We start from the raw sequence: 21530 nt of genomic DNA, 5'->3' as shown, positions 1-21530 counted from the left end.
CCCTTCTCGGCCGCGAGTCAATAGCCTTCGGGCGGCGGCGATCGGTCGCGGTCGGGCCCCGCCCGCGCTTCAGTCGAGGTCCGTCCCGACCGGCCGGGCGACCATCTCGCCCCAGTGTTCGAACCCGTGGCGCGCGTAGAAGGCCCGCGCGCGCTCGTTCGCCGCGTCGACGTCGAGCACGATCCGGTCGAGCGGGAGGTCCTGGTCGGCGGCGAGGTCGACCGCGGCATCCATGAGGTCGTCGGCGACGCCGGTTCCCCGGTGGCCGGGCGCGAGGTAGAGCTCGTTTATCACCGCGGCGTCCCAGACGAACGCCAGCCGCTCGGGGAGACAGAAGACGTAACCGACGAGGGAGGCGTCGGCGTCGTCGCCGTTCCCCGCGGATCCGTCCACCGCGACGGTCACGCAGCGCGGCTCGTCGGCGACGCAGCGGTCGACCCACGCGAGCCACGCCTCGCGGTACTCGTCGGTGAGCTTGCCCTCGTAGGTCGTCGCCTTCTCGTCGCCGCCGGTGTTCTCGCCGAGCCCGCGCTCGAAGGCGACCTTCAACTCGTAGAGCGCGTCGGCGTCGGTCGCGGCGTCGTAGGGGCGGAGCGCGACGCTCACGCGTTCTCACCCGCCTCCGCGACCGCCGCGTCCTCCCCCTCCAGCACGAACTCCGCGAGCGTGGGCACGAACGTGCCGATGTCGGTGACCATGCCGACCGCCTGCGCGGAGCCGCGGTCGAGCAGCTGCGTGACGGTGGCGGGGTTGATGTCGACGCAGACCGTCTTCGTCGTCGACGGGAGACAGTTCCCGACCGCGACCGAGTGGAGCAGGGTCGCGAGCATGAGCACGATGTCGGCCTCGTGCGCCTGGTCGCGGATCGCGTCCTGCGCCTCCACCGCGTCCGTGACCGTGTCCGGCAGCGGACCGTCGTCGCGGATCGACCCCGCGAGCACGGTGTCGACGTCGTTTCGCACGCACTGGTACATCACGCCCTCCGTGACGATCCCCTCCTCGACCGCGGCCTCGATCCCGCCGGCGCGGATGATCTCCGAGATGGTCCAGATGTGGTGTTTGTGGCCCTTCCGCGGGTGTTCGAGCGTCTCGACGTTCATACCGAGCGAGGTGCCGTACAGCGAGCGCTCCAGGTCGTGGGTGGCGAACCCGTTGCCCGCCGACAGCGAGTCGACGTAGCCGGCCTCGACGAGCTCCGCGAGCGCGTCGCCCGCGCCGGAGTGGATCACGGCGGGTCCGGCGACGACCATCACGTTCCCGCCCGCCGCCTTCACGTCGCGCAGCTCCGTGGCCACCTCGCGGATCGTCGACTCGGAGGGCCGCTCGGAGGAGACGCCGCCCTGCATGAATCCGAACGCGCCGCCGGAACCGCGGGGTCGCTCCGGCGGGTTCACGCGGATCCCCGACTCGTCGGTCGCGACGAGGTCGCCCTCCTCGACGCCGTTGAGCACCTTCGTGTACGCCCGCGGCTCCCCGTCGGGGCCGTCGGGGTCGACGATCAGCGCGCAGTCCATCTCGATCCGCTCGACGTCGATCCACTCGCCGTCGTAGCGCACCTCGGTCGGGTGATTCGTCGTCGAATAGAAGTCGGGGGGGACGACCTTGTCGTCGGGGGCGGCGACGAGCGTCACGTCGGAGGGGTCCTCCAGCACCGCGCCGTTCTGGTGGAGCTCGTGGAGGATCGCCTGGAGCGTTCCCTCGTCGTCGGCGGAGACGCGCATCCGGCAGTACGACTCGGCCTCCTCGTGGGTTCCCACGTCGAACTGCTCGACGTCGAAGGAGCCGCCCAGATCCATCACCGCGCCGAAACACCGCTGCATCGTCCCGCTGTCGATGATGTGTCCCTCGATCTCGACGGTGCGCGAGTGGCTCATACCTCCCCGTGTCCCCCCGCGGAGAAACCGGTTTCCCCTGCGGCGGACGTTGCTGTCGGCGGGGGCGTCGGCGGACGGCGAAACGGGTCGACGGTCCCCGCGGCGGCCGGTCAGCAGCATGAGACAAGTGGAACCTCCGACCTCAAGGAGCAAGCGGAGCGAGCGAGTAGGTCGGAGAGGGAACCGACCCGGCACTACACCAGCCACGTTCGATGGTTGGTCGACTCCTCACAGAACCGTTACTAATTTAAAAACAAGAAAATACATCTGAGTTACGGATGGAGGTCCGTCGCACCATTCCTGTCAAGCTCGATGTGGCCGACAGCGACGCCGACCTCCTACATGAAACCATCTCCGAGTTCCTGTGGGCCGCCAACTACGTTGTAGACCACGCCTGGCAAGGCGAGTATAAAACGACAAGCAAAGCCCAACTCCAACGTGAAACCTACGACGACGTACGGACTGAGACACGGTTACAAGCGAATCTCGTTCAGAACGCTCGCAACAAGGCCGCCGACGCCGTCCAGAGCGTCGTCGCCCGCTGGAAACAAGGCGACTACGCGGGAAAGCCGCACTTCTCCGCCTCCACACTCGTCTACGACAAGCGGTGTGCCACGTTCAACGACGACCACGCGACGCTCTCAACCGTCGAAGGCCGCATTACGGCCGAGTACGTCCTTCCGGACGAGAATCGCGAGACGCCTCACTCGGAGTACCTGTTCAACGACGACTACGACGTGACGGGCGCAGAACTCCACTACCGCGACGGCGAGTTCTACCTTCACGTCCGCACAAAGGCGGACGTGGAGTTCGAGACTGCCGACGACGGCAACGCCGAGCACAGCACAGTCCTCGGCGTTGACCTCGGCATCGAAAACGTCGCCGTCACGTCAACAGGCACGTTCTGGAACGGCGCAGAGCTGAACCACTGGCACCGCGAGTTCGAAAAGCGACGCGGGTCGCTCCAACGGCGTGGGACGCGGGCGGCCCACGAAAATATCCAATCGGTCGGACGCACGGAGACGGGACGCTACGACCACTTTTTACACACCGTCTCGAAGGAACTCGTCGCGGAAGCAGTCGAACGCGACTGTGACGTGATCGCGTTCGAGAACCTGACGGGGATTCGTGAGCGGATGCCGAACGCCAAGAAGTTCCACGCGTGGGCCTTCCGACGCCTGTTCGAGTACGTGGAGTACAAAGCCGAAGTCGTCGGTGTCTCGGTTGAACAGGTGAGTCCCGCCTACACCTCCCAGCGGTGTTCGAAGTGCGGGTTCACTCACGAAGACAACCGCCCCACTTCGGACGGACAGGACGTATTCGAGTGTCTGAAGTGTGGATACTCTCCCCACGCAGAGTACAACGCGGCGAAGAACATCGGCCTGAAGCATCTCCGCTCGGCGCAAACGTCGTCGGGCGGAGGCGCACCCGTAAACGTGCGCTTGAATCGCGGGACGTTGAACGTGAACGGCGATTATGAGCCTGCCAGCGATGGCCAGAACGGGAGTCCACGCGAAAGCCCCGCCCTCAACGAAGCGAACGGCGAAGCCGTGAGCGAGTAGGGCGGAGTAGTTTACATCAGTCCGAGCGCCGAGAGGATCTGGTTGCCGAACACCATCGACACCAGCCCGAAGAGCATGACCAGCCCGGAGGAGACCGTGATCGTCCGGACGGCCGCGTGCCGGTCGCCGATCGGGAGCCGGCTCACGACCGCCTCGGCGACCATCCGGAGGATCCGGCCGCCGTCGAGCGGGAACGCCGGCAGACAGTTGAACAGCGCGAGCTGGATGTTGATCCAGCCGGTCCAGAAGAGCAGGTTCGCGAAGAGGAACGCGCCGCCGCCGAGGAACGCGAGCCCGCCTTCGAGGACGTAGAAGTTGGTGATCCCGCCGGCGAACCCGGCGAAGTTGAACGGGAGCCCGAAGAGGCTCCCGAGCGGAAGGATCAACGTGACGAAGACGAGCCCGAGCGCGGAGTTCGCGAGTCCGCCGATCGGAACGCCGTCGAGCGCGTCCTCGCCGCCGTCGCCGCCGAGCAGTTCGAGGTACGCGCCGGCCGGGTACTCGGAGACGCCGACGTCGTCGAGGGCGAGCCCGCTCGTGCCGGGGAAGACGCTCACGCCGATGAACCCGCCCTCGCGGTTCGGGTGGGGATCGAGCTCGACGTCGTAGCTGACGCGCTCGTCCGCGGCGGTGTACGCGATCACCTCGACGGTCGTCCCCGGCTCCCGCTCCTGGAGGGTCGCCGCGAGCGCGTCGTCGTCGCGGATCCGGTCGCCGTCGATCTCCACGATCGTGAGCGGCTCGCCGACCGCCGCGCCGGCGTCGGCGATGGGGCCGTCCTCCTGGACGCCGACGACGTACGCGCCTATCGGCACCTCGCGTTCGGTGACGTTCGCGCCGTCCGTCGCCTCGGTCGTCACGGTCGCGCGCTCGTCGTCGCCGACGGCCCCGAGGAGTTCGCTCTCGGTCCGAACCGGCTCGCCGTTCACCGCGGCGACGACGATCGGGTCGTCCTCGACGGTGACGCCGAAGGGGTTGCCGCCGGCCGATCCGATCGCCTGGAGCTCCCGTTCGACCGTGACCTCGCGCTCCCCGTCGCCGTCGTCGACGAGCATCGAGACGTCGGCGTCGGCGTCGGCGTCGGCGAGCGCGGACTCGAACTCGGCGGCGTCAGCGACCGGCTCGCCGGCGACCTCGACGATCCGGTCGCCCCGCGTCAGGTCCGCGTCGGCCGCCGGCGACCCCGGATTCACCTCGCCGACCGCGTAGCCGGGCGCGACGCTCATCGCGCCGACGACGGGACCGAAGAGCAGCGCGAAGACGACGACCGTGAGGACGACGTTGGCGGTGACGCCGGCGGCGAACATCCGAGCGCGCGCGCCGCGGGACGCCTCCTGGGTCGCCTCCTCGTCCGGCTCGACGAACGCGCCGACGGGAAGGATCGCGAGGAAGACCAGCCCCATCGAGTCGATCTCGATGCCCTCGACGCGACAGAGCAGGCCGTGTGCTCCCTCGTGGACGACCATCGCGATCGCGAGCCCGCCGACGATCTCGGGCGCGACCGACAGCGGGAGGAACTCGTTGACGCCGGGGATGATGAGGAAGTTCTGCGGCTGCTGGATCGCGGAGGGCTGCGTGGTCGACAGCGCGGAGAGCCCCGAGGAGACGATGAGGACGAACGAGCCGACCATCGCGACGAGCGCGCCACCGAGCCCGAGGTTCGCGACCGCGCGCCAGAACCGCCGCGGTCCGGCCAGTCGCTCGAGGAGCATCCGTCCGCGACGGGTGTGGAGGGTCGTGAGCGGCCCGGAGACCCGCACGGAGTCCGGGAGGATCCCCCGGTTCCGGAGCCACGTCATGGCCGCCGTGTACGCGAGGACCCCCGTCAGGACCCACAGCACCGTGTTCATGTCGAACCCGTCAGGGTCGGCCGGGTGTAAGGCGTTCGGTTCGGGGAGTCGGACCGGCCGCCGCCTCGCGAACTAAAACCCCAAGTACCCCCCCGACCAACGTCGATACATGATGGCGCTCATCGACTTCGTCTCCCGGCTGGTCGGCGACGTCGGCCGCTTCGTCGACATCTTCGCGAACGACCTGATCCTCGGCGCTGGCGACCCGCTCTCGGCGCTTCTGGTCGTCGTCGGACAGGCGTTGATCGTCGCCTCCGTGGCCGTGCTCGGCTACGCGGCGGTCGGCGCGCTCCTCGGCGAGATCGGCGTGAAACTCCCCTCGCTCGGCGGTCGCGGTCCGAGCGAATAGACGTCTGGAAGCGCCCGAGCCGCCGATATCGGGCGACCCGCGGGCGTCGATTCCCGGTCCGTTTCGACGGACGCGCGCCGATCAGTCGTCGCTCGGGGTCGACTGTAGCTTTCCTTTCTTCGTCGTCTCCGCCGCCGCGGTCGTCGCCTCCGGTTCCGTCGCCTCCACGTCCGCCTGCTCCGTCACCCCCGCCCGCCCCGTCGTCCCCGCCGGAACCGTGAACTCGTCGAGCGTCGACAGCAGTTCGGCGGATCGATCGGCGAGGGCGTGGACGTGTCGGGTCACCTCCGAGACCGTCGCGGTCTGTTCCTCGGCCGCCGCCGCGACGGTTTCCGCCTCCGTCGCGGTCTGTCCGCTGACCGCCGCGATGTCGTCGACCATGTCCACGACCTCCTGTGTCGTCCGAGCCTGGTCGTCGGTCGCGTCGCTTATCTCCTGGACCGTCTCGTCGACCGTCGTCACGCCCTCGACGACCTCCTCGAACTCTCGGAGGGTGGACTCGATCGTGTCGACGCTTTCCGCCACCTGCGACTCCATCGCCTCCACGTCGTCGGCGGTCTCCGAGGAGGCCGCCTGGACCTCCTCGATCCGCCCCGAGATCTCGGCCGCCTCCTCGCGGGTCTCCTCCGCGAGCGACTTCACCTCGTCGGCGACGACCGCGAACCCGTTCCCGGAGCCGTTCGCCCGTGCGGCCTCGATCGAGGCGTTGAGCGCGAGCAGGTTCGTCTCCTCCGCGATCCCGTCTATCACGGAGGCGATCTCGTCGATCTCGCCGATCCGGTCGACGAGGTCCGCCACCGCGGCGGACACCTCCGCGATCCGCGCCTCGAGCGTCTCCAGTTCCGCGATCGCCTCCACGGCCTCCTCGCGGCCGGTCCGCCCGCGGTCGGCCGCGCTACGGGCGGTTTCGGCGGCGTCGTCCGCCGACGCCGCGATCTCCTCGACGGTCGCCGACAGCGTGCTCATCTCGCCGGAGACCGCCTCCAACTGGTCGGTCTGTGCGGCCGCACCGTCCGAGATCTCCTGGACCGAGCGGGCGACCTCCTCGCTCGCGTCGTCGACCTCGTCCATGCTCGCCCGAACGTCGTCGCTCGCGGCCGCGACGTCGTCGGTGAACGACTGGACGTCGCCGACGGTCCCGCCGAGCGTGGCGACGAGCCGGTTGTAGTTCCCGACGATCTCGGCGTACCGGTCCCGGTCGGTCGCCAGCGAGTCGGCGTCGATCGTCGCCGTGAGGTCCCCGTCCTGTGCGCGCTCCGCGGCGTCCCCGAAGGCGTCGACGAGCGACTCGAGCTCCGTCGTGTACGCCTCGAGGTTCGCGGCCATCTCCGAGAGCGACTCGCCGAAGGAGCCGGGAACGTCCTCGTCGAGCGCGGGATCGTCGAAGGTCTGTGCGGCGAGCGCCTCGGCCTGCGACGACACGGTCCCGAGGTAGCGCTGTACCTCGGTGAAGGAGTTCACGAGGCTGCCGATCTCGTCGGGCTGGTCGCTGCCCGCGAGTGCGGTGCCGGCGGTCTCCCCAGTCCTGCCGGTCTCCATCCCTGTCGAGTCCCCTCCGACGTTCCCCGCCGCGATCGCGTCCGCGCCGGCCTCCAACTTCCGAACCGGGACGACGAAATCGCGCCGCACGATGAGGAGGGTGTTGTAGATCGCCACGATCGCGCCGAGAAACAGGACCCCCGAGACGACGTACGAGAGCCGGCCGGCGAACAGAAACGGCGTGAGGAAGATCGCGACGGTGACGAGAAACTGGATCCCGACGGCGGCGACGATCTTCCGCTCCATCGACTTCGAGATACCCAGCCGGTCCATCGTTCCCCAGAGGAGCGACTCGTACCGCCCGCGGGCCCCGGCGTGTCGCTGTCGTGCGGTCGACATACGCGACGTTCGACGGAACCGAGTAATGAACCTCACCCCGAGGTTATCAGACGCGATTCTCGATTTTCGAGTCGCGAGAATTCGGCGGGATCAAAACAGGCCGTCGACGGCGTCCGCGGCGAGGTCGACGCCGGCCTCCAGGTCCGGGCCGAGCGGCGATCCGACGACCAGTCCGTCGGCGTGCTCGGCGAGAGCGCTCGCGCGCTCGCGGACGGTTTCGGGCGTTCCCGCCATACAGAACGCGTCGATCATCTCGGGAGTCACCCGGTCGAACGCGGCCGAGAAGTCGCCGGCGGAGACGCGCTCGCCGATGGCCGCGGCGGCGTCGACGTCGATCCCGTGGCGGTTCAACACCGGCGGAGGCGCGCCGCCGGCGATGAACGCGACCGGAGGACGGGCCGCCTCGCGGGCCGCCTCGTCGTCCTCGGCGATCGACACCGCGGCGTAGGCGATCAGGTCGAACGCCCCGCGGTGATCGGGACGGTCGGAGAGTCCGTCGTCGACCTGCTCGCGGGCCCACGCGAGGTCCTTCGGGTGCGAGCCGTTGTACAGCAGCCCGTCGGCGTGCTTCGCCGCCATCCGACACATGTGTGGGCCCTCGCCGCCGACGTGAACCGGAACGTCGGCACCCTGTGGCGGCTCGTAGTTGAGCCCCGCCTCGCTCGCCTCGAAGGTCCCCTCGTGGTCGACGCGCTCGCCGGCCCACAGCTTCTGAGCCGTCTTGAACGCCTCCAACACGGGGCGGAGCCCGCGCTCGTCTTCGAGTCCGAGGTTCCGCAGCGTCGAGGGGTCGCCGGGGCCGATCCCGAAGACCGCGCGCCCCCCAGACAGTTCGTCGAGGGTGGCGACCTGCGAGGCGAGGGTGACGGGGTGGGTCTCGTAGGGGTTGGCGACGCCGGGGCCGAGCCGGACCGACTCCGTGGCGGTCGCGAGCCGTGAGAGCACCGCCCACGGGTCGCGGTTGTTGTAGTGACACGTCGAGTAGACGGCGTCGTAGCCGGCGGCCTCGGCGCGGACGCCGAGGTCGACGATGCGGTTCGGGTCGTGTTCGGGGGTGAGTTCGATGCCGAGCATTGGTGGTGTCGTGTGGCTACGCCTCGTAGTTCCAGTCGCGCAGTGCCTGCCGGACGAAGTCGCCCTCGACCTCGCGGAAGTGCTCGTCCGAGCCGTCGTGATCGCCGAACGCCCAGTCGCGGACGACGACGACCGGGGTTCCGCCCGCGCCCTCGCCGGCGACGAGGTTCGCCGCCGACGCGAGCTCGTCGATCACGTTCTGGACGGTGACGCCCAGCTCGCGGCCGTCGCGGTCGCGCTCGCCGCGCCAGTCGCGGCTCGCCGGCAGCCCAGCCCAGCCGATCGCGACGCCGCGCTGGCCGTGGCGGAACGGCCGGCCGCAGGTGTCGCTGACGATCACGTGGTCGGCCGCGACGCCCTCGCGGATCCGCGCCGCGCTCTCGGAGGGGCGCTCCGGGAGCAACAGCAGGTCGCCGCCGGGGACGTTCGACCGGTCGATGCCCGCGTTGACGCCGACGTGGCCGAAGCGGGTCGCCGTGAGCAGGAAGGGAGCCTCCATGATCAGTTCGGTGGACTCCTCGAGGACCGCCTGCGCGAACCGGGGGTCCTTCTCCTCGCCGGCGATATCCGAGAGCCGGTCGGCGATCTCGTTGGCGCGCGGGCTCGGCTGGAACGCCGCGAGGTCGTAGGTTCGGCCCTCGGCCTTGGAGACGATGGTGCTGGCGACGACGACGACGTCGTCCTCGCGGAGGTCGACGCGCTCGTCGATCATGGCCGCGAGGTCGTCTCCCTCCCGGATCTCCGGGAGGTCCGGGACGGCGAACAGCTCCATACACGACCCTGCGCGTCGGCGAGGAAAAACCCCGCCGGTACCGGGCCGGCTTGACGGTACCCGACGAACCGGATCCGTCGACACGAGAACAGACGAACGGACGCGGTGGCGTGCGCCGGCGAGCACCGCGAAGCGGTGCGAGCCGCCCGCACGAGGGAGTCGACTGGCCGGAGCGACGCGGAGGGCAGTCGACGAGGCTGGGGAGGCGTGAGGTGCGGATGTGGGGCGGTGCGGTCGGGAGGGGTGGGACTCAAAGGGGCAGCCGGGAGGCGGGCGCAGGCGTTCACGAGAGCAAAGCTCTCGTGAGCCAATCAGAACGTTTTGCGTTCTGATGACGACGTAAGCACTGGAGGGAGTGAGCGAAGCGAACGACCGAAGCGCGCAGCGAGCGTGCGCCTCCCGGCTGGGGCTTTGGACGTGTTCTCCGCGCCAGCAACGACTTAGTAAAAGTAACAGACCGAAGCGACGATCGATCCGAACACGCTCTCCGTAACGACGTATACGTATCCGCGCTCGACCGCTCCGCACACCTTATAAACGACTCCGCCGATCTCGTACTTGTGGACCTCCACGTCCGGTACGAGGGCGACGACGACCCCGAGAAGTGTACGGCCCGGAAGCTCGCGCGGTTCGACCTCGCGGAACTCCACCGCTCGGACCGGGCCACCCCGTACGGGGTCGTCCTCAATCCGCACGCCGAGCGGGCGCTCTCGCCGGCGGATACGGAGGTGGCCCGCGAGAACGCGCTCGTCGCGCTCGACTGCTCGTGGGAGTCCGCCGGCGAGAAGCGGTTCACGATCGCGGGCGAGCACCGCGCGCTGCCGTACCTCGTCGCCGGAAACCCCGTGAACTTCGGCCGCCCGATGCGGCTCACGACCGTGGAGGCGTTCGCGGCCGCGCTCTCGATACTCGGCGAGCCGGACCACGCCGAGCGGGTCATGGCCAAGTTCACCTGGGGCGAGACGTTCCTCGAACTCAACGAGGAACCCCTGCGGCGGTACGCCGACTGCGAGGACTCGAGCGAGGTCGTCGCAGTCCAGCAGGAGTACCTCGACCGCGAGTGAGGTGGCGGAGTATTCGATGTCGCCCGACGGGACGAAACGAGAGGCGTGGTTACGGAAGGCGTTTCCAAAAATCCAGCCGATCGACTGTATGGGGTGAAACAAGCGACTGCGGAGAACGTCCCCAAAGCCCCAGCCGCGAGGCGATACGCGCCTCTGGAAGCCGGCGGCGGAGCCGCCGGCGACTGCCCCGTTGAATCCCACCCCGCCCCGCGACCGCACCTCACGCCTCCCCAACCTCGTCGCTCACTGCGTTCGCGACGTCCCTCGCGGTCGGTTCGCGGGTGCTGTCGCACCCGCTCACCGGCGCGCCACCGCATGAATCAATTTCGAAAGATCCGACGAAGCACCGTTCCGAACCTTACTCCCCGAGCACGCCGCCGATCGCCCCCGCGAGCGCGGAGTCGACCGCGAACAGGAACGTGAGGAGGAGCCCGACGACGAGGACGCCGGCGCCGCCCAGCAAGCCGCCGAGCGGGCCGCCCGCGAGCCCGACGAGGCCCCCGAACGCGGCGAGCAGCAGCGTGACGACGACCCCGCTCACGGAGCCGGCGAGCAGGCCGTGCCACGTGCCGGAGAGCAATCCGCCGCCGGCGACGTAGCCCGCGACGAACCCGCCGATCAACCCGGCACCCACGTGGCCGACCACGGGCGCGAACGTCGCCAGCAACCCGGCTATCACCGTGACGACGAACCCGTAGCCGACGGCGCGCCAGTCGGTCATACCCGCCGGTAACCGCCCCGTCGGTAAATACTCGCCGTCGTTCCCCCGACTGTGTTATTAAAATATCCCCCAAGGATACGAACCGCATATAAATATACGACGGATCCTGGCAGATGGATTAATAACCGTGGATCGGTTAGGGATCGCCAATGAGCGAACGAAACGGGACGAACGGCTCCGAGGACGACGAGCCCGGCGGTGCCGGTCCCGAAACTCACGGTTCCGAACTCCGGCTCACGGTCCCCGACATGGACTGTGCGTCCTGTGCGGGCAAGGTCGAGGGAGCCCTCGACCGCGCGGGCGTCCTCGCCGTCGACACGCGACCGACGTCCGGGGTCGTCGTCGTCACCCACGACCCGGCGGTCCTCGACGCCGACGGGATCGTCGCGGCGATCGAGGGCGCGGGCTACGCCGTCGCCGACGCGGACGCCGACACGGTGGCCGACGACCTGTGGCGGAGTCCGCGCGCGATAGCGACCGCGGCCGGCGGCGCGTTCCTCGTGGTCGGGCTCGTCCTCGAGTGGCTCCTCCCCGGAGCGAACCCCGTCTTCGCCACCGTCGGCGGTGGCGTCGGCGTCGTCGGCCCGTGGGAGGTCTCGGGCGCGTCGCTCGCGTACCTGCTGGCGATCGCGGCCGCGGCCCCGCCGATCCTCCGGAACGGGTACTACTCGCTGCGGGGGCTGAGCCTCGACATCGACCTCCTGATGTCGATCGGGGTGGTCGCCGCCCTGCTCATCGACCTCCCGTTCGAGGCGGCGACGCTCGCGGTGCTGTTCTCGACCGCGGAGCTCCTGGAGCGGTTCTCGATCGACCGCGCGCGCACCTCGCTGCGCGAACTGATGGAGCTCTCGCCCGACGAGGCGGTCGTGATCCGCGACGGCCAGGAGGAGACCGTGCCGGCCGCGGCGGTCGCGGTCGGCGAGCGGCTCGCCGTCCGGCCGGGCGATCGCGTCCCCCTCGACGGGATCGTCCGCGAGGGCGCCGGTACGGTCGACGAGTCCCCGATCACCGGCGAGTCGGTCCCCGCCGAGAAGGAGCCGGGCGACGAGGTGTACGCCGGCTCGATCAACGAGGCGGGCTACCTCGAGGTCGAGGCGACCGCCCCCGCCGAGGAGTCCACCATCGCGAAGGTGGTCGAGCTCGTCGAGGCGGCCAACGCCGAGGAGACCCGCGCCGAACGGTTCGTCGACCGGTTCGCGGGCGTCTACACGCCGATCGTCGTGACCGCCGCGGTCGCGACCGTCGTCCTCGGTACCGTCGTCGTCGGCGGCCCGGCGGAGACGTGGTTCGTCCGCGGACTCACCCTGCTCGTGATCGCGTGCCCGTGCGCGTTCGTCATCTCGACGCCCGTCAGCGTCGTCTCCGGCGTGACCGCCGCCGCGCGAAACGGCGTCCTGATCAAGGGGGGCGAACACCTGGAGGCCGCGGGCGACGTCGACGCCGTCGCCGTCGACAAGACGGGGACGCTCACGACCGGCGACCTCGCGGTCACCGACGTGGTCCCGCTCGGTGGAACCGACGCCGACGACCTCCTCGCGTGTGCGACCGCGCTGGAGCGCCGGAGCGAACACCCCGTCGCGGAGGCGATCGTGACGTACGGCGAGGGTGCCGGCGAGGACGCCGGCGAAAGCGACGACGACCGCGACGCCGCCGACGCCGACCGCGCCGATCCCGGCCGCGACGTGACCGGCTTCGAGGCGCTCGCCGGCGAAGGCGTCCGGGCCGAGATCGACGGCGAGACCCACTACGCCGGCAAGCCGTCGCTGTTCGAGGACCTCGGCTTCGATCTGGGTCACGCCCACGTCCGCGCCGACGGCGGGGCCCTCGAACGGGTGGACGGGACCGGCGAGGTCGACGACGCCGGAGCGTCCGAGGAGACCACCCGACTCCACGAGCCGGAGCCCTGCGAACACGGCGAGTACCTCGACCTGGCCGGCGAGACGATCCCGCGGCTCCAGGCCGCGGGCAAGACGGTCGTGCTCGTCGGCACCGAGGACCGGCTGGAGGGCGTGATCGCGGTCGCCGACGCGGTCCGGCCCGAGGCGGCGTGGGCCGTCGACCGGCTCCACGACCTCGGTATCGACCGCGTCGTGATGCTCACCGGCGACAACGAGCGGACCGCCCGCGCGATCGGTGAGACGGTCGGCGTCGACGAGGTGCGCGCCGAGCTGCTCCCGAAGGAGAAGGTCGCCGCCGTCCGCGAGATCGGCGACGCGAGCGACGGCGGGGTCGCGATGGTCGGCGACGGGATCAACGACGCTCCCGCCTTGGCGGCCGCCGACGTCGGGATCGCGATGGGTGCGGCCGGCACCGACACGGCCCTCGAGACCGCGGACGTGGCGCTCATGGCCGACGACCTGACCCGCCTCCCGTACGTTATCGACCTCTCGGCGCGCGCCGGACGAACGATCCGGACGAACATCGGCGCGTCCCTCGCCGTGAAGGCGCTGCTCGCCGCTGGCGCGCCGTTCGGGTACGTCTCCGTCGCGACGGCGGTGATCGTCGGTGACATGGGGATGAGCCTCGGCGTCACCGGCAACGCGCTCCGGCTCGGGAACGTCGAGCCGGCGGAGCCGCCGGAGCCGCCGGACTCGTCGGAGCCGACGCGGACGATCGACTCGGCCGAAGCGGCGGAATAGCCCCCCACGATCCCGAATTCGGTCGGATTTAACAACGCGCCGCGCCTACCGGAGACCGGGATGCCCTCCGAGAGCGGTTCCGCCGAGCCGGTCGAGACGGCCGAGTCGTCTGAGACGACAGAGCGGACCGAGGCCGCCGTCGAGTCGACGATCGACACGAACTCGGTGACGGCGGCCGAAGCGGGGTCGATCCCCGATCCGGTCGAGTGGGGACCGGTCCGTCACGACCGGCTCCGGTCGGTCGCGCTCGGCGTGACCGTCGTCGTCGGGGTCGCCCTCCTCGCCGTCGGCGGGATCGTCGCCGTCGGCGTGGCGGGCGCAGCGTGGACCGCGGCGACCGGCGGCGGGTTCGGCGGAGAGAGCGACCTGTGGGTGCTCGCCGTGCTGCTTTTCGTCGGCGGCCCGTTCTCGCTTCTCTACCTCCTGATCGCCTACGACCGGTCGACCGAAGGGGCACGAGAGCGGGTCCGGTCGTCGTTCGGCGACTACTCGCTCTCGCGGGAGTCGATCCGGCCCGCGTGGGTGCTCGCGGGCGCGGCTCCGTTCGGCGCGCTCTGGGTGTGGGGCCCCTCGCCGGCCGAGGTCGGGCTGTTCTACCTCTTCCCGCTCATTTGGTTCCTGCCGGTCCTCGTCGGTTCCAAGGGAACGTCGGTCCGACTCGATCCCGCGGAGCGCGTCGTCGAGCGGACGGACCACACGCACGACCGGACCCGATCCGACGACCTCGACGCCGTGATCCGGACGCGTCGGATCGAGCTGCCGTGGACGACGTTGTTCCTCCTGGCGTACCGGGGGAACGCCTGGTACCGGTCGACGCCGTGGCTGTTCGTCCCCAGCGAGCGGGCCGACGCCGTCGAGGACGCGCTCGACGCCGTCCTCGCGCGCTCCGACGGGCCCGACCGGGCGAGCGTCCCCGAGCGGGTCACCCTCGCGATCCTCGGGAGCAGTTCGCTCGTCGTCGGCCTGGCGATGTCGGCGGCGGGTGCCGACGGGGGTGGGGTCGCGTTGGGGCTGCTCTCCGCGCCGTTCACCCTGCTGTTCTTGGCGCTCGCGGCGCGGCTGTGACCCGGCGACAGAGCGGAGGACGACGCCCGACGGATCGCCCTCACCGGACGACTCAAATAGCCGCACGACCTATCCGAAAACATGGACCGCAAGCGGCTGGAGCGGACGTTGGCCGAGGAGTTCGGGGGTACCGCCGCGGAGCGGCGCGTGATCGCTCGGGCCGCCAGCGACCTCGCGGACTCCGGAAAGCCCTCCACCGACCGCGGACACGCGCTGACCGTTCCCGGCGTGGTCCGGCACCTCTCCGACGCGCCCGACGGCTCGTCGCTCGTCGAACGCTGGAACTGGTGGATGGGCGCACTGGAGACGGCCTACGGCGGCTACGACTACTTCACCGTCCGGTTCGTCGAGGACGACGAGGAAGCCGGTCTTCGGCGGTAACGGTCGAAGAGGCGACACGGCGTCGCCGATCACTGACGCCGGAACGGAGACGGCTCAGGACATCGGGTCCTGATTCTCGCGCCGCTCGCTGGATCTCCCTAGCCAGTGGCAGGCGATCGCGTGCTCCGCGGAGGACTCGCCGCCGGTGGAGATCGCCTCGACGCGTTCCGGCGGGGGGACGGTGCCGGACTCGCCGGCGACCGCCCGAAGCTCGGGTTCCGTTCCGGCACACTCGTCCCCGAGGTACTCCGGACACCGCGTCCGAAATCGACACCCCGACGGCGGATCGATCGGGCTCGGCGGGTTGCCCTCGAGCAGCGACTCGTGACGTTTCCGCTCGCCGTCCACGCGCGGTATCGAGTGAAGCAGCGCCCGCGTGTACGGGTGTTGCGGGTTTCCGAAGATGTCCTCCTTCCGTCCCCGCTCGACGATTTTCCCCAGATACATCACGGCGACGCGGTCGCTGATGTGTTTGACGACGCTGAGGTCGTGCGCGATGAACACGTACGAGAGGCCGTACTTGTCCTGGAGCCGCTTCATCAGGTTGATGATCTGCGCTTGAACGCTCACGTCCAGCGCGGAGACGGGCTCGTCGGCGATGATCAGATCCGGCTCGACCGCGAGCGCGCGAGCGATCCCGATCCGCTGCCGCTGTCCGCCGGAGAACTCGTGTGGATACCGGTCGAGGTGTGACTCCTGGAGTCCGACCTCGTCGAACAGCTCGGCGAGCCGTTCCCGTTTCTCCGCGCCGCTCGCGATGTCGTGGACTTCCAGCGGTTTGGCGACGATCTCGCTCGCGGTCTTCCGCGGGTTGAGCGACGACATTGGGTCCTGGAAGATCACCTGAACCCGCTTTCTGAGTCGCTTGAGTTCGTCGCCGCCCAGGTCGGTGATCTCCTCGCCGTCGAACTCGAGCGTCCCCGCCGACGGGTCGTACAGACGGGAGAGTACGCGGCCGAGGGTCGTCTTTCCGCAGCCGGATTCGCCGACGAGACCCAGCGTCTCCCGTTCGCCCACTGCGAGGTTCACCCCGTCGACCGCCTTGACGTGCGTGGGCTCCCCGAGGAATCGATCGAGGAGCCCCGTCTCGGTCTGGAAGTACTTCCGTAACCCCGTGGCGCGGAGCAACGGTTCATCGGTCGATTCGGCGGCCGGCGCCGTTGACGTCTCGAGTGAATCAGTACTCATCGCGATCACCTCGGCGTTCCGTTTCGTCGAAACCGCCCGTCGGACTCCCTCCATCGGCTCGGACGGTCGACTCCGCTACGGTGGCGTCGTTCGAGCTCCCGTCCCCGGCCTCGATCCGCCTCTCGAGGGCCGCGACGGCTTCATCGGGCACGTCGGTGACGTGGCCCGACTCGTCGACGCGAACCCGGTCGTTTTCTCGATGACAGCGCACCGCGTGCCTCGCCCGTCTGTTCGAGTCGAGTTCGTACTCGACGAGCGGCCGGTCACAGAGGTCGAACGCGTACTCACAGCGGTCTTGGAACGGACACCCCGGCGGTTTGTCGATCAGATCCGGGACGGTCCCCTCGATGACGCTGAGCCACTCGCGGTCGTCGTCGATCCGCGGAATGCTCGCAAGCAGTCCCTCGGTGTAGGGATGATGCGGATCCTCGAAGAGATCGTCGACGTGGCCGGTCTCCATGAACTCGGAGGCGTACATCACGGCGACGCGGTCGCAGGTCTCCCGGACGACGCCGAGGTCGTGCGTGATGAGCATCACCGAGATGCCGAACTCGTCGCTCAACTCGAGGATCTCGTTGAGGATCTGCGCCTCGATGCTCACGTCCAGCGCCGTCGTCGGCTCGTCGGCGACGATCAGCGACGGGTCTCCGGCGAGCGCCTGCGCGATGACAACGCGCTGGCGCATCCCGCCGGAGAGCTGGTGTGGGTACTCCGTCGCCCGCTGTTCGGGCTCGGGGATCCCGACGGTCTCGAGCAGTTCGATCGCCCGCCGCCAGGAACGGCTCTCCGTCGAGGTTCCGGTGACGTACTTCCGGCGCATCTCGCTCCAGAACCCGGTCCGCTCGCCGACGTCGCCGTGGTGGCGAACGACCTCGGCGATCTGCTCGCCGATCGTCATCACCGGGTTCAGGCTCGTCATCGGGTCCTGGAAGATCATGCTGATCTCCCCGCCGCGGACCGAGCGCATCTCGGACTCGCTCAACGAGAGCAGGTCGGTACCGTCGAACCGCACCTCGTCCGCCTCGACCGTCCCGGCGTCGTCGAGGAGTCGCATCACCGACAGCGCCGTGACGCTCTTTCCGGAGCCGGATTCGCCCACGACGCCGAACACCTCTCCCTCCTCGATGCTGAAGGAGACATCGTCGACGGCGGTGAGCCGCCCCTGTCCGGTCTCGAAGGACGTCGTGAGTCCGCGTACGTCCAACAGCGGTTCGCTCATTCGCTATCCACCTCCCTCACGTCGAAGGCGTCCCGTAAGGCGTCACCGAAGAGGTTGATTCCGAGAACGGTTATCATGATCAGAACTCCGGGAAGGATCGAGATCCACCACGCCGTCGTGATGAAGTCGCGACCCTGTCCCAACAGCGCGCCCCACGTCGGCGTCGACGGCTTCACGCCGAGGCCGAGGAACGAGAGCGTCGCCTCCGCGAGCATGGCGCGGGCCACGAGCACCGTGAACTGGACGATGATCGGGGCGACGGTGTTCGGGAACACCTCCTCGAAGACGATTTCGAGGTCGCCGAGACCGACGCTCTCGGCGGCGAGCACGTACTCCTCCTCGCGGATGGAGAGGACCTCGCCGCGGGTGATCCGGGCGAAGTCGTCGATGTAGGCGAACCCGACGGCGACGATGACGTTCCAGACGCCCTGTCCGAACACCGCGACGAGCATGATGGCGATCAGAAGCCAGGGGAACGCCCACATCACGTCGACGCCCCGCATCAGGAGGTCGTCGATCCAGCCGCCGTAGAACCCGGCGATCAGTCCGAGGAGAACGCCGCTGATCGCGCCGAACAGGACGGCTCCCAGCCCGACGCCGAGGCTGATCCGCGCCCCGTACATCAGTCGGGAGAGGAGGTCCCGTCCGAACGAGTCGGTTCCGAGCGGCGTCTCGCTCGACAGGGCGGGCGCCTGAAGCGGAGCGAAGTCCTGTGCCATCGGGTCGTACGGCGCCAGTTCCGGCGCGAATATCGCCGCGATGACGAACAGCGTGACGATGACCACGCCGAGCTTGGCTTTCAGGTCCCGGTTGACCGTGCCGATGAACTGTTCGATGAGGTCGGTCCGGAGGCCGAACACGCGGCCGCCGTCGGTGTCGAATCGACTCGACACGGTCACTCACCACCGCCGTACTTGATGCGTGGGTTTATCATCGTATACAGGAGGTCGACGACGATGTTCGCGAGCACGAACACGAAGGAGACGATCAGCACGGTCCCCTGGATCAGCGGGAAGTCTCGTCGGTTGATCGAGCCGATGAGCAGCCGACCGATGCCGCGGATCCCGAAGACGATCTCGACGGCGACGACGCCACCGAGTACGACCGCGAGGAAGATCCCCGCGAGCGTAACGACGGGGATCAACGCGTTCTGTAGCCCGTGTTTGAACAGCACGAGGTTCGAGGTGAGCCCCTTCGCGCGTGCGGTCCGCATGTAGTCCTCGTTGAGCACCTCGAGCATCGACGACCGCATCATCCGCATCAAGATCCCGCCGTACGGGAACCCGACCGCGATCGCCGGTAGGAGGATCGACCTGAGCCACGGCCCGACGCCCTCGTTTATCGGCGTATACCCGAACGTCGGGATCGCGTCGACGTTCACGCCGACGACGAGGATCAGGACGATGCCGATCCAGAAGGCGGGCATGCTGATCCCGAAGAACGCGATCGTCGTCGAGAGGTAGTCCTCGATCTCGTACCGTTTGACCGAACTGACGATCCCGGTCGGAATGGCGATCACGAGCGCGATGACCATCCCCAGCATCGCGATGCTTAGCGTGGGACCGGCGACCTGAACCAGCGATCCGAGGACCGGCTCCCCGGTGCGGATCGACTCGCCGAAGTCCCCCGTCAACAGCCGTCGAAGCCACTGGAAGTACTGGACGTACAGCGGCTCGTTCAGCCCCAGTTCCGCCCGAAGCGCCTCGAGCGCCTCCGGGTCCGCGTCGCCGCCGAGCATCAGCCGCGCCGGGTCGCCCGGGATCGATCGGACGGCGAAGAACACCACGGTGACCACGAAGAGCATGACGAACACGGAGTGGACCAGCCGCTTGAGTAGGTACTGTCTCAGGCCCATCCGCGCTCACCCCCTTCGGGTCGGGACGCCTTCCCGGCCGTGAACCCCCTGCGGGCGATCGGCGTCGGTCGTACGCTACTCATCCAGCGAGGCGCGGTGGAAGTTGCTCAGTCCCGCCTGGGTGCCAACGCCGCCGAGCTCCGAGACGAGCGCCTTCGGATTCAGCGGGAACATCGTCGGGATGAACGGCACGTTCTCCACGAACATCTCGTTGATATCCTGGTACACCTCGGCGCGGTCCTCGAGGTTCGGCGTCGTGTTCGCCTCCGCGAGCAGGTCGCTGTACTCCTCGTCGAACCAAAGCGAACGCTGCCAGGCACCCTCCGTCGTCTCCTCGTTCGGGTAGCCGAACTGCTTGAAATCGGACATCCACGGGTCGACGTCGGACGCGCCGCCGTACGCACACAGGAGCTGCTCGTACCGGTACGTGTTGTCCCAGTACGACGACTGCTGTTGGATGTCGATCTCGATCTCGACGCCGATCTCGCTGAGCTGCTCTTGAACGACGGTGAGCTCCCGTTCGTCCTCCGTGAGCGCCAACACCGTCGCCTCGAGCCGCGGCTCGCCGGTGTAGCCGGCCTCGTCGAGCAGCTCCTCGGCGCGTTCGGGGTCGTAGTAGAAGCCCGGATCCGGCTCGCCCTCGCCCAGTTCGTTGTACAGCCACCCGATGGCGGGGTTGTAGAGCGTGTGTGCCGGTTGGCCGTAGCCGAACGCCGCCCGTTCGACGATCTCCTCCCGGTCGATGGCGATCGCGAGGGCCTCGCGAACCCGCGGGTCGGCGGTCGGGATGTCCTCCCCGTTCCACATCTCCGTCGGCTCCTCGCCGAGCCCGCTGATCCACCGCACCATCTCCGGGTTGTCGTCGGGGTTCGAACAGAGCGGCGCTATCCCGCTCCACTCGCCGGCGCTCGCCGTCTGAACGGTGAGGCTGCCGGTCCCCTCCGCTTGCTGTGCGAACTCGCCCGTGAGGAGGTTCGCGTAGTCGATCTCGCCGCCCTGGAGGGCCGACCACATGGTGCTCGGCTCCGGGATCAGCTCGATGTCGATCCCGTCGAGGTACGGAAGCGAGTTCCCGTCCGCGTCGGTCTCCCAGTAGTCGTCGTAGGCGTCGAGCGTGAGCGACTCGCCCGCGGTCCGTTCGGTGAGTTCGAACGGGCCGCTGCCGATCGGCATGCGCGCGTACTCGTCGGGATCGTCCGCGGCGCTCTCGTGAACGATCGTCCCCGCACGCCCCGGTCCGCGGAGCATGAACGAGACGAACGGCGCGTACGGCTCCGTGAGGTTGATCGTCAGGTCCAGCCCGTCCGCCTCGATGGAGTCGACGTTGGAGACCTTCCCGGCGTGGGGAGAAGTGTCCATTCCGGCGAGCCGTTCCAGCGACCACTTGACCGCCTCGGCGTCGAGCGTGTCCCCGTTGTGGAACGTCATCCCCTCGTGGAGTTCGAACTCGTACGTCGTGTCGTCGGGGAGCGACCAATCGGCCGCCGCGTCGCCGACGATCTCGATGTCCTCGTTGAGCTTCAACAACCCGTTGAAGAGGTTCGAGTGGATCTCGATCTGGATCCCCAGATCGACCATGTGCGGGTCGAGGAACTCGATCTCGTCCGTGAGCCAGCCGGCGCTTATCCGACTTCCGGAGGCACCGCCGCCGCTTTCACCGTCGTCGCCGCTTTCACCGTCGTCGCCGCTTTCGCCGTCGCCGCCGTCCCCGCCCGAGCCGTCGCCGCCGCCGAGACAGCCCGCCGTCCCCCCGATACCCGCGGCACCGAGCAGTTTTACCGTCGTTCTCCGGTCGATCTTCGGTCCTTCCAGATCCGATCTCTGTATGTCGTCCATGTCGACGATGGCAGAAACAGAATCGATAGATGAAAACGCTACGTATTCAGTAAGGTAATGTCCTAATACGATACTCATATGTCCAATTATTGTGTCCGTTGAAGGTGATCCACAGTCTACCGTATTCCTTTAACATTTGGTCCTCTTCGGCGTGTCTAATCGACGAACGCCGAGCAGAATTTCAGTTATGCGGAGATACGGAC

The 21530-nt window shown here is 68.7% G+C and carries 18 protein-coding genes; 6 read left to right on the top strand and 12 right to left on the bottom strand.

Going from position 1 to position 21530, the window contains the following annotated elements:
* Window positions 1-69: 69 nt before the first annotated feature.
* Window positions 70-606, bottom strand: a complete 537-nt coding sequence (locus NO889_RS12835; RefSeq protein WP_256412638.1) for a GNAT family N-acetyltransferase — start codon at window positions 604-606, stop codon at window positions 70-72.
* Window positions 603-1874: an ornithine cyclodeaminase, nickel-pincer nucleotide-dependent gene (locus NO889_RS12830; RefSeq protein ID WP_256412637.1), complete on the bottom strand. Its 1272-nt coding sequence runs from the start codon at window positions 1872-1874 to the stop codon at window positions 603-605. The genes NO889_RS12835 and NO889_RS12830 overlap by 4 nt, the downstream gene beginning before the upstream one ends.
* 278 nt (window positions 1875-2152) lie before the next feature.
* Here NO889_RS12830 and NO889_RS12825 point away from each other — a divergent pair, with 278 nt between their 5' ends.
* On the top strand, window positions 2153-3436 hold the full coding sequence (locus NO889_RS12825) for an RNA-guided endonuclease InsQ/TnpB family protein (protein WP_256412636.1): 1284 nt from the start codon (window positions 2153-2155) through the stop codon (window positions 3434-3436).
* An 11-nt stretch (window positions 3437-3447) separates the two neighbouring features.
* On the opposite strand, the gene NO889_RS12820 is transcribed toward NO889_RS12825, so the two are convergent.
* Window positions 3448-5286 (bottom strand): site-2 protease family protein, encoded by a 1839-nt coding sequence (locus tag NO889_RS12820; RefSeq protein ID WP_256412635.1) that lies wholly within the window; start codon window positions 5284-5286, stop codon window positions 3448-3450.
* 109 nt (window positions 5287-5395) lie between these two features.
* Between NO889_RS12820 and NO889_RS12815 the strand changes: the two genes are divergently transcribed.
* On the top strand, window positions 5396-5635 hold the full coding sequence (locus NO889_RS12815; RefSeq protein ID WP_256412634.1) for a DUF8024 family protein: 240 nt from the start codon (window positions 5396-5398) through the stop codon (window positions 5633-5635).
* A gap of 81 nt (window positions 5636-5716) precedes the next feature.
* Here the strand turns inward: NO889_RS12815 and NO889_RS12810 are convergent, their stop codons facing one another.
* The 3 genes from NO889_RS12810 to NO889_RS12800 form a co-directional block, all read right to left on the bottom strand.
* Window positions 5717-7447: a methyl-accepting chemotaxis protein gene (locus NO889_RS12810; RefSeq protein ID WP_256412652.1), complete on the bottom strand. Its 1731-nt coding sequence runs from the start codon at window positions 7445-7447 to the stop codon at window positions 5717-5719.
* A 156-nt stretch (window positions 7448-7603) separates the two neighbouring features.
* Complete coding sequence (locus tag NO889_RS12805) at window positions 7604-8587, bottom strand: 5,10-methylenetetrahydromethanopterin reductase (protein ID WP_256412633.1); 984 nt, start codon at window positions 8585-8587, stop codon at window positions 7604-7606.
* A gap of 16 nt (window positions 8588-8603) precedes the next feature.
* The gene (locus NO889_RS12800) at window positions 8604-9359 is read right to left on the bottom strand and encodes a coenzyme F420-0:L-glutamate ligase (protein WP_256412632.1); all 756 of its coding nucleotides are present in this window, start codon (window positions 9357-9359) and stop codon (window positions 8604-8606) included.
* Window positions 9360-9919: 560 nt separating this feature from the next.
* Between NO889_RS12800 and NO889_RS12795 the strand changes: the two genes are divergently transcribed.
* Complete coding sequence (locus tag NO889_RS12795; RefSeq protein ID WP_256412631.1) at window positions 9920-10423, top strand: DUF367 family protein; 504 nt, start codon at window positions 9920-9922, stop codon at window positions 10421-10423.
* A gap of 358 nt (window positions 10424-10781) precedes the next feature.
* Here NO889_RS12795 and NO889_RS12790 read toward each other — a convergent pair whose 3' ends face one another.
* The gene (locus NO889_RS12790) at window positions 10782-11144 is read right to left on the bottom strand and encodes a DUF5518 domain-containing protein (RefSeq protein WP_256412630.1); all 363 of its coding nucleotides are present in this window, start codon (window positions 11142-11144) and stop codon (window positions 10782-10784) included.
* 149 nt (window positions 11145-11293) lie between these two features.
* On the opposite strand from NO889_RS12790, the gene NO889_RS12785 reads away from it, so the two are divergent.
* The 3 genes from NO889_RS12785 to NO889_RS12775 all read left to right on the top strand — a co-directional run bounded on the left by NO889_RS12785 (window position 11294) and on the right by NO889_RS12775 (window position 15229).
* Window positions 11294-13783, top strand: coding sequence for a heavy metal translocating P-type ATPase (locus NO889_RS12785; protein WP_303653138.1), 2490 nt, complete (start codon window positions 11294-11296; stop codon window positions 13781-13783).
* A 60-nt stretch (window positions 13784-13843) separates the two neighbouring features.
* A complete protein-coding gene (locus NO889_RS12780) occupies window positions 13844-14848 on the top strand; it encodes a hypothetical protein (protein WP_256412629.1) in 1005 nt (334 codons plus the stop codon).
* An 81-nt stretch (window positions 14849-14929) separates the two neighbouring features.
* Window positions 14930-15229: a WNWW family protein gene (locus NO889_RS12775; protein WP_256412628.1), complete on the top strand. Its 300-nt coding sequence runs from the start codon at window positions 14930-14932 to the stop codon at window positions 15227-15229.
* A 54-nt stretch (window positions 15230-15283) separates the two neighbouring features.
* On the opposite strand, the gene NO889_RS12770 is transcribed toward NO889_RS12775, so the two are convergent.
* The 5 genes from NO889_RS12770 to NO889_RS12750 form a co-directional block, all read right to left on the bottom strand.
* Entirely contained in the window at window positions 15284-16417 is a 1134-nt protein-coding gene (locus NO889_RS12770) for an ABC transporter ATP-binding protein (RefSeq protein WP_256412627.1), read from the bottom strand.
* Entirely contained in the window at window positions 16407-17636 is a 1230-nt protein-coding gene (locus NO889_RS12765) for an ABC transporter ATP-binding protein (RefSeq protein ID WP_256412626.1), read from the bottom strand. The genes NO889_RS12770 and NO889_RS12765 overlap by 11 nt, the downstream gene beginning before the upstream one ends.
* A complete protein-coding gene (locus tag NO889_RS12760; RefSeq protein WP_256412625.1) occupies window positions 17633-18529 on the bottom strand; it encodes an ABC transporter permease in 897 nt (298 codons plus the stop codon). The genes NO889_RS12765 and NO889_RS12760 overlap by 4 nt, the downstream gene beginning before the upstream one ends.
* 2 nt (window positions 18530-18531) lie before the next feature.
* Window positions 18532-19491, bottom strand: coding sequence for an ABC transporter permease (locus NO889_RS12755; RefSeq protein WP_256412624.1), 960 nt, complete (start codon window positions 19489-19491; stop codon window positions 18532-18534).
* A 75-nt stretch (window positions 19492-19566) separates the two neighbouring features.
* Entirely contained in the window at window positions 19567-21327 is a 1761-nt protein-coding gene (locus NO889_RS12750; protein ID WP_256412623.1) for an ABC transporter substrate-binding protein, read from the bottom strand.
* Window positions 21328-21530: the final 203 nt, after the last annotated feature.

The organism is Halorubrum rubrum, from assembly GCF_024494685.1.
Lineage (GTDB): Archaea > Halobacteriota > Halobacteria > Halobacteriales > Haloferacaceae > Halorubrum > Halorubrum rubrum.
The sequence above is the reverse complement of the archived record's forward strand: the minus strand, read 5'-3'. Positions and strand labels throughout refer to the sequence as shown.

Excerpts from the sequence above, each read along its gene's own strand:
- NO889_RS12830 (WP_256412637.1), bottom strand. The coding sequence starts at position 1,874 with ATGAGCCACTCGCGCACCGTCGAGATCGAGGGACACATCATCGACAGC.
- NO889_RS12825 (WP_256412636.1), top strand. The coding sequence starts at position 2,153 with ATGGAGGTCCGTCGCACCATTCCTGTCAAGCTCGATGTGGCCGACAGC.
- NO889_RS12820 (WP_256412635.1), bottom strand. The coding sequence starts at position 5,286 with ATGAACACGGTGCTGTGGGTCCTGACGGGGGTCCTCGCGTACACGGCG.
- NO889_RS12815 (WP_256412634.1), top strand. The coding sequence starts at position 5,396 with ATGATGGCGCTCATCGACTTCGTCTCCCGGCTGGTCGGCGACGTCGGC.
- NO889_RS12810 (WP_256412652.1), bottom strand. The coding sequence starts at position 7,447 with ATGGACCGGCTGGGTATCTCGAAGTCGATGGAGCGGAAGATCGTCGCC.
- NO889_RS12805 (WP_256412633.1), bottom strand. The coding sequence starts at position 8,587 with ATGCTCGGCATCGAACTCACCCCCGAACACGACCCGAACCGCATCGTC.
- NO889_RS12800 (WP_256412632.1), bottom strand. The coding sequence starts at position 9,359 with ATGGAGCTGTTCGCCGTCCCGGACCTCCCGGAGATCCGGGAGGGAGAC.
- NO889_RS12790 (WP_256412630.1), bottom strand. The coding sequence starts at position 11,144 with ATGACCGACTGGCGCGCCGTCGGCTACGGGTTCGTCGTCACGGTGATA.
- NO889_RS12785 (WP_303653138.1), top strand. The coding sequence starts at position 11,294 with ATGAGCGAACGAAACGGGACGAACGGCTCCGAGGACGACGAGCCCGGC.
- NO889_RS12780 (WP_256412629.1), top strand. The coding sequence starts at position 13,844 with ATGCCCTCCGAGAGCGGTTCCGCCGAGCCGGTCGAGACGGCCGAGTCG.
- NO889_RS12775 (WP_256412628.1), top strand. The coding sequence starts at position 14,930 with ATGGACCGCAAGCGGCTGGAGCGGACGTTGGCCGAGGAGTTCGGGGGT.
- NO889_RS12770 (WP_256412627.1), bottom strand. The coding sequence starts at position 16,417 with ATGAGTACTGATTCACTCGAGACGTCAACGGCGCCGGCCGCCGAATCG.
- NO889_RS12765 (WP_256412626.1), bottom strand. The coding sequence starts at position 17,636 with ATGAGCGAACCGCTGTTGGACGTACGCGGACTCACGACGTCCTTCGAG.
- NO889_RS12755 (WP_256412624.1), bottom strand. The coding sequence starts at position 19,491 with ATGGGCCTGAGACAGTACCTACTCAAGCGGCTGGTCCACTCCGTGTTC.
- NO889_RS12750 (WP_256412623.1), bottom strand. The coding sequence starts at position 21,327 with ATGGACGACATACAGAGATCGGATCTGGAAGGACCGAAGATCGACCGG.